The 16,501-nt window shown below is 68.2% G+C and carries 16 protein-coding genes; 5 read left to right on the forward strand and 11 right to left on the reverse strand.

Going from position 1 to position 16,501, the window contains the following annotated elements; genetic code table 11:
- Window positions 1-187 precede the first annotated feature (187 nt).
- Entirely contained in the window at window positions 188-907 is a 720-nt protein-coding gene (locus A5705_RS14385) for a DUF1906 domain-containing protein (protein ID WP_067876097.1), read from the reverse strand.
- 60 nt (window positions 908-967) lie between these two features.
- Entirely contained in the window at window positions 968-1,840 is an 873-nt protein-coding gene (locus tag A5705_RS14390) for a MerR family transcriptional regulator (RefSeq protein ID WP_068278244.1), read from the reverse strand.
- A gap of 40 nt (window positions 1,841-1,880) precedes the next feature.
- Here A5705_RS14390 and A5705_RS14395 point away from each other — a divergent pair, with 40 nt between their 5' ends.
- On the forward strand, window positions 1,881-3,023 hold the full coding sequence (locus A5705_RS14395) for an aromatic ring-hydroxylating dioxygenase subunit alpha (protein WP_068278248.1): 1,143 nt from the start codon (window positions 1,881-1,883) through the stop codon (window positions 3,021-3,023).
- Here A5705_RS14395 and A5705_RS14400 read toward each other — a convergent pair.
- Window positions 2,989-4,341 (reverse strand): secreted hydrolase, encoded by a 1,353-nt coding sequence (locus tag A5705_RS14400; RefSeq protein WP_068278250.1) that lies wholly within the window; start codon window positions 4,339-4,341, stop codon window positions 2,989-2,991. The genes A5705_RS14395 and A5705_RS14400 overlap by 35 nt on opposite strands.
- Before the next feature lie 82 nt (window positions 4,342-4,423).
- Here A5705_RS14400 and A5705_RS14405 point away from each other — a divergent pair, with 82 nt between their 5' ends.
- Window positions 4,424-5,890: an aldehyde dehydrogenase gene (locus tag A5705_RS14405; RefSeq protein WP_068278252.1), complete on the forward strand. Its 1,467-nt coding sequence runs from the start codon at window positions 4,424-4,426 to the stop codon at window positions 5,888-5,890.
- Between the two features lie 10 nt (window positions 5,891-5,900).
- Here A5705_RS14405 and A5705_RS14410 read toward each other — a convergent pair whose 3' ends face one another.
- From A5705_RS14410 to A5705_RS14430, 5 genes are all read right to left on the reverse strand, one after another.
- Window positions 5,901-6,341, reverse strand: coding sequence for a MaoC family dehydratase (locus A5705_RS14410; RefSeq protein WP_068278254.1), 441 nt, complete (start codon window positions 6,339-6,341; stop codon window positions 5,901-5,903).
- Window positions 6,338-6,811 (reverse strand): MaoC family dehydratase N-terminal domain-containing protein, encoded by a 474-nt coding sequence (locus A5705_RS14415; protein ID WP_197521279.1) that lies wholly within the window; start codon window positions 6,809-6,811, stop codon window positions 6,338-6,340. Before A5705_RS14415 ends, A5705_RS14410 begins: the two co-directional genes overlap by 4 nt.
- A 70-nt stretch (window positions 6,812-6,881) precedes the next feature.
- On the reverse strand, window positions 6,882-7,307 hold the full coding sequence (locus A5705_RS14420; RefSeq protein ID WP_068278258.1) for a nuclear transport factor 2 family protein: 426 nt from the start codon (window positions 7,305-7,307) through the stop codon (window positions 6,882-6,884).
- Between the two features lie 63 nt (window positions 7,308-7,370).
- The gene (locus A5705_RS14425) at window positions 7,371-8,936 is read right to left on the reverse strand and encodes an AMP-binding protein (protein WP_067876072.1); all 1,566 of its coding nucleotides are present in this window, start codon (window positions 8,934-8,936) and stop codon (window positions 7,371-7,373) included.
- Window positions 8,936-10,063: an aromatic ring-hydroxylating dioxygenase subunit alpha gene (locus A5705_RS14430; protein ID WP_197516915.1), complete on the reverse strand. Its 1,128-nt coding sequence runs from the start codon at window positions 10,061-10,063 to the stop codon at window positions 8,936-8,938. Before A5705_RS14430 ends, A5705_RS14425 begins: the two co-directional genes overlap by 1 nt.
- A 96-nt stretch (window positions 10,064-10,159) precedes the next feature.
- On the opposite strand from A5705_RS14430, the gene A5705_RS14435 reads away from it, so the two are divergent.
- Entirely contained in the window at window positions 10,160-11,398 is a 1,239-nt protein-coding gene (locus A5705_RS14435) for a cytochrome P450 (protein WP_067876066.1), read from the forward strand.
- Window position 11,399: 1 nt separating this feature from the next.
- On the opposite strand, the gene A5705_RS14440 is transcribed toward A5705_RS14435, so the two are convergent.
- Window positions 11,400-11,591: a ferredoxin gene (locus A5705_RS14440; protein ID WP_046185638.1), complete on the reverse strand. Its 192-nt coding sequence runs from the start codon at window positions 11,589-11,591 to the stop codon at window positions 11,400-11,402.
- 19 nt (window positions 11,592-11,610) lie between these two features.
- On the reverse strand, window positions 11,611-13,998 hold the full coding sequence (locus A5705_RS14445; protein ID WP_068278260.1) for a CoA transferase: 2,388 nt from the start codon (window positions 13,996-13,998) through the stop codon (window positions 11,611-11,613).
- A gap of 59 nt (window positions 13,999-14,057) precedes the next feature.
- On the opposite strand from A5705_RS14445, the gene A5705_RS14450 reads away from it, so the two are divergent.
- Both A5705_RS14450 and A5705_RS14455 read left to right on the forward strand, forming a co-directional pair.
- A complete protein-coding gene (locus tag A5705_RS14450; RefSeq protein WP_067876060.1) occupies window positions 14,058-14,891 on the forward strand; it encodes a FadR/GntR family transcriptional regulator in 834 nt (277 codons plus the stop codon).
- Between the two features lie 5 nt (window positions 14,892-14,896).
- Window positions 14,897-15,616, forward strand: a complete 720-nt coding sequence (locus tag A5705_RS14455) for an SDR family oxidoreductase (RefSeq protein ID WP_067876596.1) — start codon at window positions 14,897-14,899, stop codon at window positions 15,614-15,616.
- Here A5705_RS14455 and A5705_RS14460 read toward each other — a convergent pair.
- Window positions 15,579-16,445 (reverse strand): LLM class flavin-dependent oxidoreductase, encoded by an 867-nt coding sequence (locus A5705_RS14460; protein WP_068278261.1) that lies wholly within the window; start codon window positions 16,443-16,445, stop codon window positions 15,579-15,581. The genes A5705_RS14455 and A5705_RS14460 overlap by 38 nt on opposite strands.
- Window positions 16,446-16,501 lie beyond the last annotated feature (56 nt).

Raw genomic sequence — 16,501 nt, forward strand, 5'->3', positions numbered from 1 at the left:
GCATGCAGGTGGTTACGGTCGAGTAGCCATAACTGCGCTGTTCAAGGCATGATTGTTATGTAATCGTTATGTTAAAAAATTCGCGTCGCTTGGCCGCCCCCGGTGCCGCGTCAGGCGCGTGGCGCCGGTCCGCCGCCCCCGAAGATGAGCGAACGAGTGTTTGCTGGGATTTGGGCGGTTGCGGCCCCTAGGCCCACTGCCCGAATTCGGGTTTGAGGATTTCGTTGATGTCCACCCCGACCCCGCCGACGCTGCGCTTGTCGATCTCGACCTGGTGCAGGCTCGCGGCCGGATGGGTGAAACCTTTGGGTGAGCCCCAGTTGTGCTGCCAGAAGTATGAACCCAGGCCGTCGTGCAGCGCCCAGTCGATGGTTTTCGAGTTGGCGTACACGCCGGTCCGCTGGTGCCCGATCACCGACTCCCACGACCGCAGGTAGGGAACGACCTGCTGCTTGTACTGGTCGTATGACGGGTCGTCGTCGATCGATGCGTAGATCGGGGCGTTCGCCGGACCGCCGGCGGCGGCGTGCAACTGCATGCCGCGCTGCGCGTGTTGCAGCCCCGCGGCGGCCCCGCCCAGCCAGTCGGCGGTGCTGCCCTTGCCGTACTGGTAGCAGGAGACGATCTTGAGGCCGTTGCTGCTCAGGTCGCGGGCTTCGCCGACCTGAATCGGCTTGCCGAGCATCCAGTTGCCGCCCGGGCGGCGGTCGGAGACGTACCGGATGGATCCCACCGCCCCGGCCGCCCTGATCTGGCTGGCCGGGATGACGCCGGCCGCGTAGTCGAGCAAGGTGCCGAGCGAAGCCTGGGCCGGCGCGGCGCGCAGCGAGGCGGCCGCGACGCCCAGCCCTAGCAGAGCGGGGCTCGCGGCCGCGAATTTGAGCACGTCGCGGCGCGAGACCGACACATGCCACAGGGTACGACACACGTATCAAATAGCACACTCGCCACAGCAGTCACATCTGCATCACATTGCCGCATCGGCGGGCAGCACGATGACGCTGACGGTCTCGAGACCGCGCCGGGCGGTCTGCTGGACGATCTCATCGAGGAACCGCTCGGCCGCCGGGCTGATCGATCCGGCCCAGGCCCGGAATCCCTGGACGATCACCGGGTCGTGCCTCAAGAGCGGCTGAACACCGCGCAGCACGCTGACCACGTCGTCGGGCAACGGGTCGGCCAGCTGTTCATCGATCCATCTTCGCGCGAGTTCCGTTGCGGCAGAGTCGCTTTCGCCCAACGCGACAACATCGCCGGCGAGTGTGCGCAATCTGTCGAACAGAACCTGATGCCCGGGAGTCTCGGCCAGTCGCTCGAGCAGCGTGCTGGCGGCCGGCGGCAGCGCCATCTGCCCGAACAGCGGGGGAACCGGCAAATCCCACTCGTCGAACAGGTCGGCGTACATCGTGGTGACGGGCGCGGACAGCGGGGCGGTGAGCCTGCCGATGACGCCGATGCTGTCGCGATGCCGCGTCGCCAGCCGGCGTAGCAGGCGTTCGTTACCGTCGGGAGCGGCGGTGCCGGTGGCCGCGTCGATCGCGGCGATCAGCTGGTCCAACCGGTCGCGCTCGCGCACCAGCAGGGCGCGGTGGTCGTCGAGCAAATCGGCCAGGGTGGTGTTGCCGCCGTCGAGCAACCGCTGAATGTCGTTGATGCCGACCCCGAGGCTTCTCATCAGGTCGATGCGCAACAGCTCGAGCACCTGGTCGACGTCGAAGACCCGATAGCCGTTGCTGAGGTAATCGGCGCGCAGCAACCCGATCTTCTCGTAGTGGCGGATGCGGCCCGACGCGATCCCGGTCAGGGCCGCGACGTCGCCGATGAGCAACTGCTCAACCACGGCTTGACCTTACAACCGTGGCAAGGTCTGTACTGAGCGTATGGATCGCGACCAGCTCATCGACCTGACACGGCGTGCCCTGAAGCTGGCCCGTGACAAGACGACCGACCTCGCGCCGGGCGTGCACATGGTTGACGCGGCCGACTACACCTCGATCGAGCGCCACGACCGGGAGCGCGCGATGCTGATGGCGAGTCCCCAACTGGTCGGCTACGTTTCGGAGCTGCCCGGTCCGGGCGCGTACTGCACCAAGACGGTGCTGGGACGGTCGATCCTGCTGACCCGCACCTCCGCCGGATCGGTCAAGGCGTTCGACAACGTCTGCCTGCACCGCCAGTCGCAGGTGGTGACCGGTTGTGGCACCGCGAAGCGGTTCACCTGCCCGTACCACGCGTGGACGTACGACAACAATGGGCGCTTGGTGGCGCTTCCGGGACGCGAGGGTTTTCCTGACGTGGCGATCGAGTCCGATGGCTTGACCGAGCTGCCGGCCACCGAATATGCGGGATTCCTCTGGGTCGCACTGGATCCCGGCGCGCACCTGGACGTCGCCGCGCACCTGGGACCGCTGGCCGACGAGCTCGATTCGTGGGGCATCGGGCGGTGGTCCCCACTGGGCGAGAAGGTGCTCGACTGCCCGATCAACTGGAAGCTCGCGGTCGACACGTTCTCGGAGAACTATCATTTCGCCACGGTGCACCGGCAGACCTTCGCCACCATCGCCCGCAGCAACTGCACGGTGTTCGACTCGTACGGCCTGCACCAACGGCTGATCTTCCCGCTCAACACGATTCAGGAACTCGACGGCGTCCCGGAGGAGCGCTGGGACCCGTTGCACAACATGGTCGTCATCTACGCGCTGTTCCCCAACATCGTGTTGTCGGTGACCATCGCGAACGGCGAGCTGTTCCGGATCTATCCGGCCGACCGCCCGGGCAGGTCGATTACCGTGCACCAGAACTCGACACCGTTGGACCTCTCCGACGAGTCGGTCGCCGCCGGCGCCCAGGCCGTCTTCGACTACGCGCACGCCACGGTGCGCGACGAGGACTACCGGCTGGTCGAGGGCCTGCAAACCAATCTCGGATCGGGCGTCCGCGATCACCTGCTGTTCGGGCGCAACGAACCCGGGCTACAGCATCGCCACCTCAGCTGGCACCAGGCGCTGAAAGCACCGCGATAAGGTCCTCGAGAAGGGTTGCCAGTGCGGCGTTTTCGACGGGCGTGACCCCGGTCAGCAGCTCAACCGCCTCGCCGCGGCGGCCGGCCCCCACCAACTCCACCAACCTGTCCACCGCCGCCTGCAGGTCCGGGGCGGGTGGTTCGACGCTGGCGACGGTGGTGGCCAGCACCTCGACCAGCTCCCAATCCCGGTACAGCGCCAGCGAGCGCTCGTTGAACGCAAATCCGGCCACGGGTTTTCCCCATAGCGTTCCGTGGTAGCGGTAGGGGCCCTCCATGTATTCGATCGGCAGGCCGTGCGCCGGGGCCGGCACCATCGGCTCCCCCACGATGTCCAACCGCAATGTGGCGCAGGTGATCCGGTGCCGGTCCGGCATGTATCGGGCCGGGGCCACCGGGCGCACCAGCGGCCGCACCGCTTCCGGCCAGCGTACGTAGCTGCTGATCGTGACCTCGACGTCCTCGGCGCACTCGGGTGCTATCGCCGGGTCGGGATGGCTCGTCGTCACTCCGGTGAACGGCTGCAGCGCATTGCCGTTCGTGCGGTCGAACTGGCGCCAGATGCTCAGATCCACGCCGTTGTCGAAGCTGATGGTGCGCCACTCGTGCGACCTGGCGCGCGGGTCGCCGCCCGATCCCCCGCCACCGGCGTACTTCGGGAACCACTGCCGGTCGACGTGCCCGCCGCTGCCGAACACCTGCTCGACAACGCCGCCCCAGCGCAGGGTTCCGGTCATCGTCATTCCGGTCTGGAAATACGAGTACGTCTCGCTCTGGCCGAAGCAGACGATCTTCCCGTTGTACGTCGATGCGCCCACCGGTGTCGGTGCGCGCGTGGGGGTCACGGCGAGGTCCAGCCGCATCGGCCGGCCGGAGTGGTCCACGCCCACCAGGCTGACCCGGTAGGTGAACGGCAGCAGGTTCCCGTCGGCGCCGCGGCAGGTGATCCACGACGCGGTGCCGGCGTCGCCGTGGTAGCTGATGTCGAGATGACCCGACGCCGTCTCCAGCTTGCGCCGCGCCCCGGGCTCCATGTTGGCCGGCGGCATGTCGTAGTCCGTATAGGTGCCGTAGTCGCCGGTGTCCAGATCGAACAGCGCCATGGTGTAGAAGTCCGCAACCACCGTCCCACCGGGACGGTTCTTGTTGAAGATGGTCAAAAAGGCGAACGACCGGTCGCTGCCGGTCGCATCGAGCCGGCCGGCGAGGAACCAGGTGTCGGATTCCTGGTCGGGGTGTTCGCCTTCGGCCGCCGGGAAATCCAGCTGGGAATCGCCGGGCACCAACCGGAACGGGTAACTGCGCCAATCGCTGCTCATGTCAGGCCTCGCTGCTTTTTTAGCTATGTTAGCGTCAATAGCGCAGTCACGGTCGCGGCCCCAACCCTCGAGGAAGTGCGCGATGACAGAAAATTCCCGCCATCGCTCCTACGACGAGATCTTCATCGGCGGGCAGTGGCGCAAACCCGTCAACCCGCAGCAGCTCGCGGTGATCTCCCCGCACTCCGAGGAACCGGTCGGCCACGTCCAGGCGGCCGGGCCCGGGGACGTGGACGCCGCCGTCGCCACCGCGCGGCACGCCTTCGACCACGGCCCCTGGCCGCGCATGACGCACGCCGAGCGGATGGCCAAGGTCGAACAGCTCGCCGCGATCTACGCCGGTCATATGGACGGGATGGCCGACCTGATCACCGACGAGATGGGGTCGCCGCGCAGTTTCAGCCGGCTCGGCCAAGGGGCGGCCGCCGCATCGCTGATCCACCTCTCGCTGGCCGCCGCGCGCGACTTCCCGTGGACCGAACGCCGCCAGGGCGTGCTCGGCGAGGTGCACCTGAACAGAGCCCCCGTCGGCGTGGTCGGCGCGATCGTGCCGTGGAACGTGCCGCAATTCCTGATCATGCCCAAGCTCATCCCGGCCCTGATCGCCGGCTGCACGGTCATCGTCAAACCCGCGCCCGAAACGCCCTTGGACGCTTTGTGGTTGGCGGAGATGATCGAACAGCTCGGTCTGCCCGACGGGGTGGTGTCCGTGCTTCCCGGGGGCACCGACGTCGGCGAGGCGCTGGTGCGCCACCCGGGCGTGGACAAGATCGCGTTCACCGGGTCCAGCGCGGTCGGGCGCCGGATCGCCACGCTCTGCGGCGAGCAGCTGAAGCGCTACAGCCTCGAACTGGGCGGCAAGTCGGCGGCGATCGTCCTCGACGACGCCGACATCGCCAAGACGGCGGCCGGGCTGAAAACCGCCGGGCTGATGAACAACGGCCAGGCGTGCGTCGCCCAGACCCGCATCCTGGTCAGCGACCGCCGCCACGACGAGGTCGTCGACGCGCTGGCCGACATGATGTCGGCGCTGACCGTCGGCGACCCGGCCGACGAGGCCACCGACATCGGACCCCTTGTGGCGCAACGGCAACAGCGCCGGGTCCAGGATTACATCAAGTCCGGCCGCGCCGAGGGCGCCCGCATCGTGCTCGGCGGCGACGACAGCCCGTCGGAGCGCGGCTGGTACGTGCGGCCGACGCTGTTCGCCGACGCCACCAACGACATGCGCATCGCCCGGGAGGAGATCTTCGGCCCGGTCCTGACCGTGCTGCGCTACCGCGACGAGGAGGACGCGATCCGAATCGCCAACGAGAGCGACTACGGCCTGGCCGGTTCGGTGTGGACCTCCGATGTCGCGCACGGCCTGGAGATCGCGTCCGGCGTGCGCACCGGCACCTACGGCATCAACATGTACACGCTCGACATCGGCGCGCCGTTCGGCGGCTTCAAGCAGTCGGGCATCGGTCGCGAGTTCGGCCCGGAGGGTCTGCACGAGTACGTCGAGCTGCAGACGCTGGTGTGCAAGGGGAAGTTGCCGCCGCTATAGCGGCTGACTATCAACGATTTTCGGGCAGCTGCAGGGTGAGCTCGACCGGACAGCACAGCGCGCCATGCTGATTGGTCACCTGAATTTCGATGTCGACCAGGCAGCGCGGCGGGTCCGCCGAGGTGTCGCGCCGCTTGGCCACCGCGCGGCCCCGCCCGATCATGGTGTCCCCGGCGTAGATCGACCCGGCCAGCCGCATCGAGCGGCGCACCACGCGGCTGCCCGGCCCGGCCCAGTCGGTCGCGACGCGGTCGGCGAATCCCGCGAGGTGCATGGTGTTGACGTAGATCGTGGGATTGCCCTGGCTTTGAGCGTAGGCGGGATCGAAATGGCCCGGAAAGTAGTCCCAGGTCGCTCCGGCGTTCTCCACCACCCGTTGGTAGCTGATGTGATCGACCACCTCGGGCAGGTCGACGGGAACGGCGATCTCGTCCCAGGCCAGGTCGGTCACGACGGCGCCGCGGGCGTGAAGCGGAACAAGGTATTGCGGCACGTGGCCACCACGGCACCGTCTTGGCGGCGATAGGTCTCCAGGGTCTCGACGAAATGACCGACGCCCAACCGGGTCCGCTTCTCCGGCGACACCGACACCAGTTCCTCGACGACGGTGAGCAGATCCCCCTCGACGATGGGCCGCAGAAGCTCGACGTCGTTGGCCGCGTTGATGAACGTCGTGCCCGGCAACGGCACCCGCAGCACCACCGACGCCACCGGTGGCCGACCGGCCGGCTCCCAGGGCGGGGGTATCAGCCAACCCATCAACAGAGCCGGCGGCGCGAGCAGCCCGCCCCATCGCTCCCGGGCGAACTCGGCGTCCCAATACGAACGATTCCCGTCGTGGACCATCGCGGCGAACAGTTGAATGCGCGCGCCGCTGACCGGGGTCGCCGCGGTGCGCGGTTCGCTCTTGGCGCCGACCATGCGCAGCGCGTCTTCGTAGCTGCCGAAGGCCAGCTGGTAGCTGAGGTCCGGATCCACGTAGCGGTGTCGCTCACATGACGAGCGGGTGCCGGCTCGGCACCGAATCCCAGGCGAGCACACGGGAAGTGAAGTACCAGCCGCCGCGTTCGTAGATCAGCGTGTCCCGGAAGGTCCCGGTGGCCCGGAGCGTGGTGTCGCCATACATGGCGGCGAACAACACCGCGACGCAGCGCTGGCTGGCGTTGACGCCGTCGATGTGGATCTCGTGATCGAGGGTGACAAGGCGCTGCCCGTCGCCGCCGTCGAAGGCCGCGCGCAGATCGGTGAACAGATCGCCGTCGCGGGTGTAGCTGGCGCCGGAATGGCGGAAGGTGGCGATCCAGCGATCGCGGTCGCCGTCGGAGTAGGCCCGGTTGTGCCGGGCGCTCAGGTCGAGGATGGCAGCGCGCCCCGTCGCGGCGTGGAGGAACTGCTCTTGTTGATAGGTCAGCGTCATCGTGGCTCTCCAGCCTCTGTAGGGAAATGACGGAAAAATTGTCTCATGTAACACTAACTTAACTTAGCGACTAACGATATAACCGTGTTCTTCGCGATCCCAAGTGGCCTCATTTAAGCCACGACTACGCAACAAATCTTTACGTATCCGTCCGATGACGTTCTTCGGGAGTTCATCGACCGTCTCCACGTATCGCGGCACGCAGAAGTACGGCATCCGGGCCGCGCAGAAATCGAGCAACTCGGCGCAATCCAGTGTGGCGCCAGGTCGCAACGTCGCGACCAACAGGATGTCGTCCTCGCCCAACTCGCTGGGTACCCCGACCGCCGCGGCTTCGGCCACGGCCGGGTGGCGCATGACGACGGCCTCCACTTCCACCGAGGAGACATTTTCGCCGCGCCTGCGCAACGAGTCTTTGACGCGGTCCACATATGTCAAATTCTGGTCGGCATCGAGTCTGCCCAAATCGCCGGTGCGAAACCACTCCGGGTGCGGCTCCACCCGCGAATCGGCACCGACGTAGCCTTCGCTCATCACGTGCGGGGACCTGGGGCGGCACGCGATCTCGCCGACGGTCCCCGGCGGCAGCGGATCGCCGTGCTCGTCGACGATGCGAACGTCGAAATCGGGATTCGGCCGCCCCGACGTCCCGGGCACCCCCTCGTCGGACACGCCTTTGACGGCGATCGGGAACGCCTCGGTCATCCCGTACATCGTGACGATCCGGCAGCCGTAACGCTTTTCGATGTCGCGGTAGGACTTGGCGTCGATGGGCGCCGCCGAGATGAACCGCAGCGGCAGCTGCGCGTCCCGCGGGTCCGGGGGCAAATTCTGCAGCATCGACACCATCGCGCCGGCGCCGGCGAAACCGACGGCGCCGCGGGCGCGGATGTCGTCCCACACCTGGCCCGGGTGAAAGGCCTTGGCCAACACGGTCGTTCCCCCCACCAGCATCGGGGCCAGCACGCTTGGCGCCGCGCTGAGGTGGAACAGCGGCATCGCCGTCCACAGCGCCTCCCCGGGGCCGAACTCCCAGGCCGACGCGGCGGTCGCGGCCACCGAGAACAGGTAATGCCAGGTCGTGGCAACGGCTTTCGAGGGCCCGGTGGTGCCCGACGTGTAAAACAGCACCCCCACTTCCGTCGGGCCGGCGGGGGTGTCGGACACCGGAACCTCGGCGTCCAGGTGCAACGTCGCGGTCAGCGAATCGTCTTGCACCACAACGCCGGTCACGGTGTCGAGCTGGTCGACGACCTCGTCGACGCGGGGCCGCCGTTCGGGATCGGTGAGGATCACCTTTGCCCGCGCCAGCCGCAGCGTGTGCAGCAGGAATTCTCCCTTGTTCGCCGCGTTCACCGCCGCGCTCACCGCGCCGATGCGCGCCGCGCCCAGCCAGAAGTACACCCATTCCGGGCAGGTGGCGGTGAACAACGCCACGCAGTCGCCGCGACCGACGCCCAGCCCGACCAGCATGTTCGCCGCCGCGCGGGAACGCTGCCGCATCTGTTCGAAGGTGACGTCCACGCCGGCGATCGACATCATCACCCGGTCGGGGTGCTGCCGGGCCCGCCGATCGAGCACGGCCGGCACGGTGAAGCTGTCGACCCCGAAGTCGGTGGGCCGCGGCATCAGGCCTTCGCGGCCGCCGGGTCCGGCTCACCGTCGGCGGTGTAGCCGAAGTCCGACGACGAGGGCTGTGGGCCCGGGTAGAAGCGGTGCGCCCAGCGCCGAAGTGCGGCGTAGTCGTGCGCCTCTTCGGGAGCCAGGTTCGGCTTCTCGAGGTACTTCATGTTCTCCCAGGTGAAGAAGTCCTGCTTGATGACCTCTTGCTGCAGCGCCAGGAACCTGGCGGCGCGGCCGGTGGGCACGTCGCCGGTGTCGCCGGGCTCGCGGATGGAGGCCTGCGTATAGAAGTAGTCGGTGTAGTCCTCGTCGACCGGGGTCTGCCCGGTCACCTGGACGGTCGCCACCAGTTCGCTCGGGAAGCGGACCAGTCCCAGGCCCAACGAGTAGTTGTCGTAGATGATCTTGGCGTCGACCGGCCCGTTCGGGGTCAACCAGGTCGACGCGCGCCCGCCGCCGAAATGCGCGTGGACGGTGGCGTGCAGGTGGTAGCCGGACACCTCGAACGAGGCGGTGGTGGCGGGGTTGGCGGCCTTGTGCACGTATTGAACGTGGTACGGGTCGGCGGCGTTCTCGATGATCATCTGCGGGTGCACCTTGACCCGGTTGAGCATCTGGGTGTGCGGGTGCAGCGGGTAGTACTCGTTGGTTTCCAGCTCGGGCAGGACCGGGGGCTGCCAGTACGGGGCCCGGCCGTGCCGCTCGTGCCACGCGAGGATGAACCCGTACCACTCCACGCTCGGGTAGGTGCGGATCCGGACGTTGTTCTTGCAGCCGATCTTGCTGTACGGGATCAGCGCGTTGGTGCCGTCGCCGCGCCACCGCCAGCCGTGCCACGGGCAGACGATGTTCTCGCCCTCCACGGTGCCGCCGACGCCCAGGTTGGCGCCGAGGTGCTGGCAGTAGGCGTCCATGACATGCACCCGGCCGGACTCCGTGCGGAACAGCACGAGCTCCTCGCCGAAGTAGTGCGCGCGCTTGACCTGGCCGGCGGCCAGGTCGGAGGCGAAGGCGACGATGAACCAGCCGGTCGGGAAGCGGTAGGTCGACAGCGCGATGCCGGCCTGCCCGAATTCGCGTTCCGAGGGATCCGCGGCCGAATCCGATGCCGAGTCCGAAAGAGTGTCCGTCACGAGTGCTCCAAGTTCGACGACCGGATCTATTTTTACTATCTTAAGCATAGAACGTCAACGCGCGCACAGCCATGTCCGCGCAGAGCGGGGTTACAGATGACGGCTACGGCAGTCGACCTATCCGATTTCGCCTTGTGGCGCAACGGTTTTCCCGACGAGCTGTTCGCCGAGCTGCGACGAAGCAGGCCCCTGTTCCGCCACGACCTGACGCCGGGGGTCGCCGAGGCGGTCCAGCGCGACTTCTGGGTGGCGACCAAGCACCGGCACGCGGTCCGGCTGCACCGCGACACCGAGTCCTTCACCGCGGTGGACGGCCCGCTCATCCAGCCCGTCGGGATGTTCGCGTCCTATCCGACGATCATCAACATGGACCCGCCGGGGCTGAACAAGCGCCGCAAGCTGATCTCCGGTGCGTTCAACCCCCGCGCGGTGGGCAAACTCGAGGACGGTATCCGGGCGCGCGCAGCGGCGATGATCGACCGGCTGCTCGAGCGGGGCGGCGGCGACTGGATCGAGGACGTGGCCGACGCCCTGCCGATGACGGTCATCGGCGACATCATCGGCATACCGGAGGCGGACCGGCCGCGAATCTTCGATTCCCTGGACCGCATCCTGAAGGCCAACTCCCCTGGGGCGCGGCCGACTTGGCAGGACTATACGGATCTCTACGCCACCGTCTTCGGCTACGCGATGGAGCTCACCGCGGAGAAACGGCGCAATCCCGGCGATGACATCTGGAGCACACTGGCCACGGCGGTTATCACGGGCGAGGACGGGGATGAATTCAGCCTGCCCCCTAACGAATTGGAGTTCTTCTTCTTCGTGCTGACCTTCGCCGGCAGCGACACCACCAAGAACGCGCTGGCCATCGGGGTGCAGGCGTTCGTGGAGAACTCGGAGCAGATCGAGCGGTACCGCGAGCAGGAAGCGTTGCGTCCGAGCGCAGTCGAGGAGGTGTTGCGCTGGGCGTCACCGGTCGCCTACTGGACGCGCACCGCGAAGGTCGACGTCGAGATGGACGGTCAGCACATCGCGAAGGGCGAGCGGGTGGTCTCGATGCTGCGTTCGGCGAACCGCGACGAGGAGGTGTTCTCCTCGCCCTTCACCTTCGACATCGGACGCCAGCCCAATCCGCAGGTCGCCTTCGGGGGCGGCGGACCGCATCACTGCCTGGGGGCCATGCTGGCCCGCGCGGAGCTTCGCGCCGTGCTCGACGAACTGCTGCTGCGCTGCGACGACATCGCCCTCGGCCCGGCCACCGTCGCCTACCCGAACCTGCTCACCAACATGTCGATCTACGACGAGATGGCGATATCGCTGAACGAGCGCCGCTAGCTCAATCGATCAGCCGCAGCGCGGCCTTGGGGCACTGGTCCACCGCGGCCCGCACGTCGATCTCGAGCCGCGGCGGCACCGGGCCGTCGGCGATCTGCACCACGTCCTCGTCGCCCAGTTCGAACACCTCCGGGGCGAGCGACTCGCAGAAACCATTTGCCTCACACAGGTTTTCGTCGACCGTCACGCGCATCGCACGCCCTCCTCAACGCTCATTTCTCGAGGCCCTTCGGACGGGTCCCGATCACTCCGCTGCTTGCCAGCCTGGCCAGTTCTTCGTCGGTCAGCCCGCACCGATCGCGCAGCACCTCCCCATTGTGCTCGCCGAGCCTCGGCGGTGGGCGCAGCAGCCACCTGTCCTGGCCGGTCAGCTTGGCGAACGGCGGGCAGGGATACAGGCCCGCGCCGGTGCTCGGGTGGTCCAGTGCCTCGAGGAATCCGCGGTCCCGCAGTTGCGGGTTCCCGGTCACCGCCGACGGCGACACCACGGGCGCGGCGGGAACGCCGGCTCCGGCCAGCCGCTCCACCGTCGACTCCAGCGGCTGCCCGGCGAACCAATCCCGCAGCCGGCCATCGACCTCGTCGGCCCGCTCGCGCCGTCCGGCGGCGGTGGCCAGCCGCTCGTCGGACCAGGCAGGCCGGCCCATCACCCCGACCAGGGCCAGCCATTGCCGGTCGTCGCGCACGGTGACGGCGATCCAGTCGTCCTCACCGGCGCACCGGTAGAGGTTCTGGATGGCGTCGCAGTGGCCCCTGTTGCCTCGCCTGCCCAGCGTCACCCCGAACACCTCGGCCTCGATCGCCTGTATCGCGGTGGCGTTGAGCACCGTTTCCAGCATCGGCAGCTCGACCTGCTGGCCCGATCCGGTCCGTTCGGCGAAGCTCAGCGCGGCCAGCACGGCGAAGGCGGCGTGCACGCCGGCCAGCGGATCGCAGGCCCCGCGCGGCGTCACCGGCGGGGCCTCCGGCAACCCCGTCACCCAGGCCAGCCCGGCGATCTGCTCCATGGTCGGGGCGAATCCGACCCGGTCACGCCACGGGCCGTCCAGCCCGAACGCCGGCATCCGGGCGAGGACGAGCCTGGGGTTCACGTTCAACAACACGTCGGCGGTGAGGCCGAACTGCTCCATCACCCGCGGTGAGAAGTTCTCGATCACGACGTCCGCGCCGGCCGCCAGGTTCTTGAACAGCTCGCGTCCCTCAGCGGAACCCAAATCCAGTGTGACGGAACGTTTGTTGGTGTTCATCGCGTGGAACACCCAGCCGTACTCCCACCAGTCGTCCACGTCGGTGCGCATCCCGCCGGAGTAGCGGATGCCGTCGGGCCGCTGGATCGACTCCACCTTGACCACGTCGGCGCCGAACGCGGCCAGCAGGTGTGTCGCGGCCGGTCCGGCCCAGAACGCGGTGAGGTCGACGATGCGCACCCCTTCGAGCGGCAGCCCCCGCGGCGCCAAGTCCCCGGACTCTCTTCTCTCCCAGGGCTCCTCGGCGTTGGCGTCACCAAGCGCCGGTGTGGTGCCCGGCGGCGCGGGGGCGCACGCCGACATCAGCCACGGCGGCCGGGGTTGGTGAAAGCCGGCGGGGTTGCGGGCGAACACGTTTCGTTGCTTGACGTACTCGAGATCACGGATGGTTGAGCCGTTGCCCAGCGCCGCGATCGGCAGCCGGAACAGCTGCCCGAGCTCGACGATCTCCGCGACGGTCCGTTCGGCCAGCCACGGGCCGATCTGTTCCCGGATCAGGTCGCGGTAGGCCCACCTGCCGATCTGGAAACGCAGCTGTTCGATCTCTTCCAGCTGGGGGCACTCGACCATCGCGCAGAAGTCGAGCCACTGCTGGCCCGTGACCATCGTGATCCCGACGTAGCCGTCCTTGGCCGGTTCGATGGAAGGCACCTCGAGGGTCCGGCGGATCGGCGGGACGCGCAGCAACTGCGAATGCAACCATTCGCTGCTCTGCATCGCGGTCAACGCCTCGAGCATGGACAGGTCGAGGTGCTCGCCGGGTCCGCCGCGTTCGACGCGTCGGCGCACCGCCAGTGCGCCGAACGCCGCGTACACCCCGCCCATGTACTCCCCCAGGTCGCCGCCGATCGCGATCGGGGGCCCCGCGGGATCGCCGCGAAAGCCCGGCGAGCCGGCCCAGGCCTGCAGGGTGAATTCGCTGGCGGCGCGGTCGGCATGCGGTCCGTCCCAACCGAAGTCGGAGATGGTGACGACGATCGCTTGCGGCGATTCGGCGAGCAACCGTTGCGGATCGACGCCCAGCGCCGCCGCCCGCGACCGGCCCGCGGTGACGACCACGACGTCGGCGGCGGCCAGCATGGCGCGGTATCGCTCGGAGTTTGCCGCGACGGTCAGGCTGCGCTTGCCGGCGTTGAGATAGTCGAAGAACGGCGAGGGGTCGCCGTCGGGCACCGGAGAACAGGTGGCCGAGTACCGACGCAGCCAATCCCCTTGCTGCGGCTCGACTTTGCGCACCTGCGCCCCGGCATCGACCAGGAGCTTGCCGCAATAGCTGCCGGCTATCCGGTCGCTGATCTCGACGACACGCAACGCGTCGAGCGGTGTCGGCCGACGGCCGGGCTCGCGCCTCACCCGGCTATTTATACCATTACTGCTAAAATAGCTAAGCCAGCCGAGCACGCGAGGATTGGATGACCACCCTGGGAATTGGCCAAGACGCCCGTCGCCGACTCTCGGCGCCGAGGATCGCCGAAATCGTAGCCGACGAGTTGCGCCGCCAGATCATCGACGGCGAACTCGCCGATGGCGATCTTCTGCCGCGCCAGGAGGTGCTCGTCGAGCAGTTCAACGTCAGCCTGGTGTCTCTGCGCGAGGCGCTGCGAATCCTGGAGACGGAGGGGCTCGTCTCGGTCCGGCGCGGCAACCGCGGCGGCGCCGTGGTGCACGCGCCCGCCAAGACCAGCGCGGCCTACATGCTCGGCCTGTTGCTGCAGAGCGAGTCCGTCGAGGTCGCCGACCTGGGCTTCGCGCTGCGGGAGCTCGAACCGGCCTGCGCCGCCCTGGCGGCCCAGAGGCCCGACCGGGCGGACACACTGGTGCCGGATCTCAAGCGGGTCAACGAGTCGATGGCAGAAAATCTCGACGACGGCCGGCTCTTTACCGAAATCGGCCGTGAATTCCACGATCTCGTGGTCCGCGGGTGCGGGAATCACACCATCATCGCCGTGGTGGGCAGCCTGGAGACCCTGTGGACGAGTCACGAGCAGCGTTGGGCGGATGAGAGCGCGGCCAGCGGCACCTACCCCTCGCTGGCGCAACGCCGCGCGGTGCTCGCCACCCACGTCAAGCTGACCGAGACCATCGCGGAGGGCGACGTCGACCGCGCGCGCCGCATCGCCGGCCGCCACCTCGCCGACACGCAGACCTATGTGCTGTCGGGCCGGCCCGACCAACGCATCTATGCGCTGTCGCCGCAGGCCCTTTCGCGTTCGGGGTCCCGCTCGCGGGACATCCGGCGTCCCTGACGTTGATGCGAACCGCACTAGTCACCGGCGGCAGCGGCGGGATCGGGAAGGGCTGCGGCCGCAAGCTGAGCGAGCTCGGTTACGACGTGGTGCTCGCGGCGCGGCGCGAAGCCCCGCTGCGCGCGGCCGCGGCGGAGCTGGGCGCCCGCCACCTCGTGGCCGACGCGTCCGACCCCGACGGATTCGCCTCCGCCATAAGCGGTTTGGGGAGGATCGACCTCGTCGTGCACGCGGCCGGCACGCTGGGCGGAACCTACGCGCGCAAGCAGACGTTCGAGCAGTGGCGGACCATCCTCTCGGCGAACCTGGATTCGTGTTTCGTGGTGACCGCCGCCGCGCTGCCGCTGATGCGCGCGGGCTCCCGGTTCGTGTTCATCTCTTCCTCGGCGGCGCATGAGCCGATGATGGCGCGGACGGCCTACTCGGCGTCGAAGGCCGGCATGAACGCGTTTGCCCGCGCCCTGGCGCTCGAGGTCGACCGCGACGGCATCGCGGTGCACATCGTGACGCCCGGCCCGGTGGAAACCGAGATGCTGCAGGACGTTCCCTTCGAGATGTACGCGATCCAGGTGTCCGACGTCGCCGAGGCGGTCGCCTGGCTCGACACGGTCGACCCGTCCGTCGACCTGCCGGAGATCCGGCTGTCCGCCGTGCAACGCGGTCCGTACGCCCGGCCGCCGGTGGTGCCTACGGAAGCCCGGCGCCGGCGCCAGCGAACGCCTTGATCACCGACTCCCCGAACTCGTGCAGCGAATCCGGGACCGCGAAATCGGCGAACCACACGTAGAACCGCTGCACGCCCTGGGCGGCCAGGCCGGCGAAGTGCCCGATCAATTCGTCGGCGTCCCCGCAGAACAGGCCCGACCCCAGGTTGCCGAATCGCCGGGCACTCACCTCGCGCACCTTGTCCGGGTCGCTGCCTGTCCGGACAAATCCCACCATCTGCTGGACCGACACGCGCGCCGGCCCCGCTGCGGGTGCCAGCTCGGGCAACCTGTCCAGGTGGTTGGCCGGCACGTTCCACCAATCCGCGTATCTGCGAACGAGTTCCATCATCCGGGGCCCGGTGCCACCCAGGACCAGCGGTATGGGATGGGATCTGCGCGGAGCCTGCGCGGCGTCGCCCTCGTCGTCGCCCCAGTACTGCCTGATCAGCTCGAGGTGCCGCCCGAGCTCGGCGACCCTAGCCTTCGGATCCTGCTGGCCTACATGGAATCTGGTGAATTCGGCGGGCCAGGACCCTGCGCCGAGGCCGAGCTCGAACCTGCCCCCCGACGCGTCCGAGAGGGTGACGGCCTGCTTGGCGAGCACGGCGGGGTGCCGGAAGGCGTCGCACAGCACCAGGTGGCCGATCCGCAACCGCTCCGTTTTGGCCGCCACCCAGGTGGCGATGCCCATTGCCTCCCAAATGTTTTCGTCGGCCAGCCCCGGCGCCTCGAGGTGATCGATGAACGCCACCCCGTCGAAACCGCCGGCCTCGGCATGGCGGGCCCGCTCCGCGATGTCGGCCGGAGACAACCGCACCTGCGGCAGGAACAGATACCACTCCACCATGGGGCCACCTATGCTCGCGCCGATTGCAACAAAGCCGCTAGTTTACTATTTTTATT

It is taken from the genome of Mycobacterium sp. E787 (genome assembly GCF_001668725.1).
Taxonomy (GTDB): Bacteria; Actinomycetota; Actinomycetes; order Mycobacteriales; family Mycobacteriaceae; genus Mycobacterium.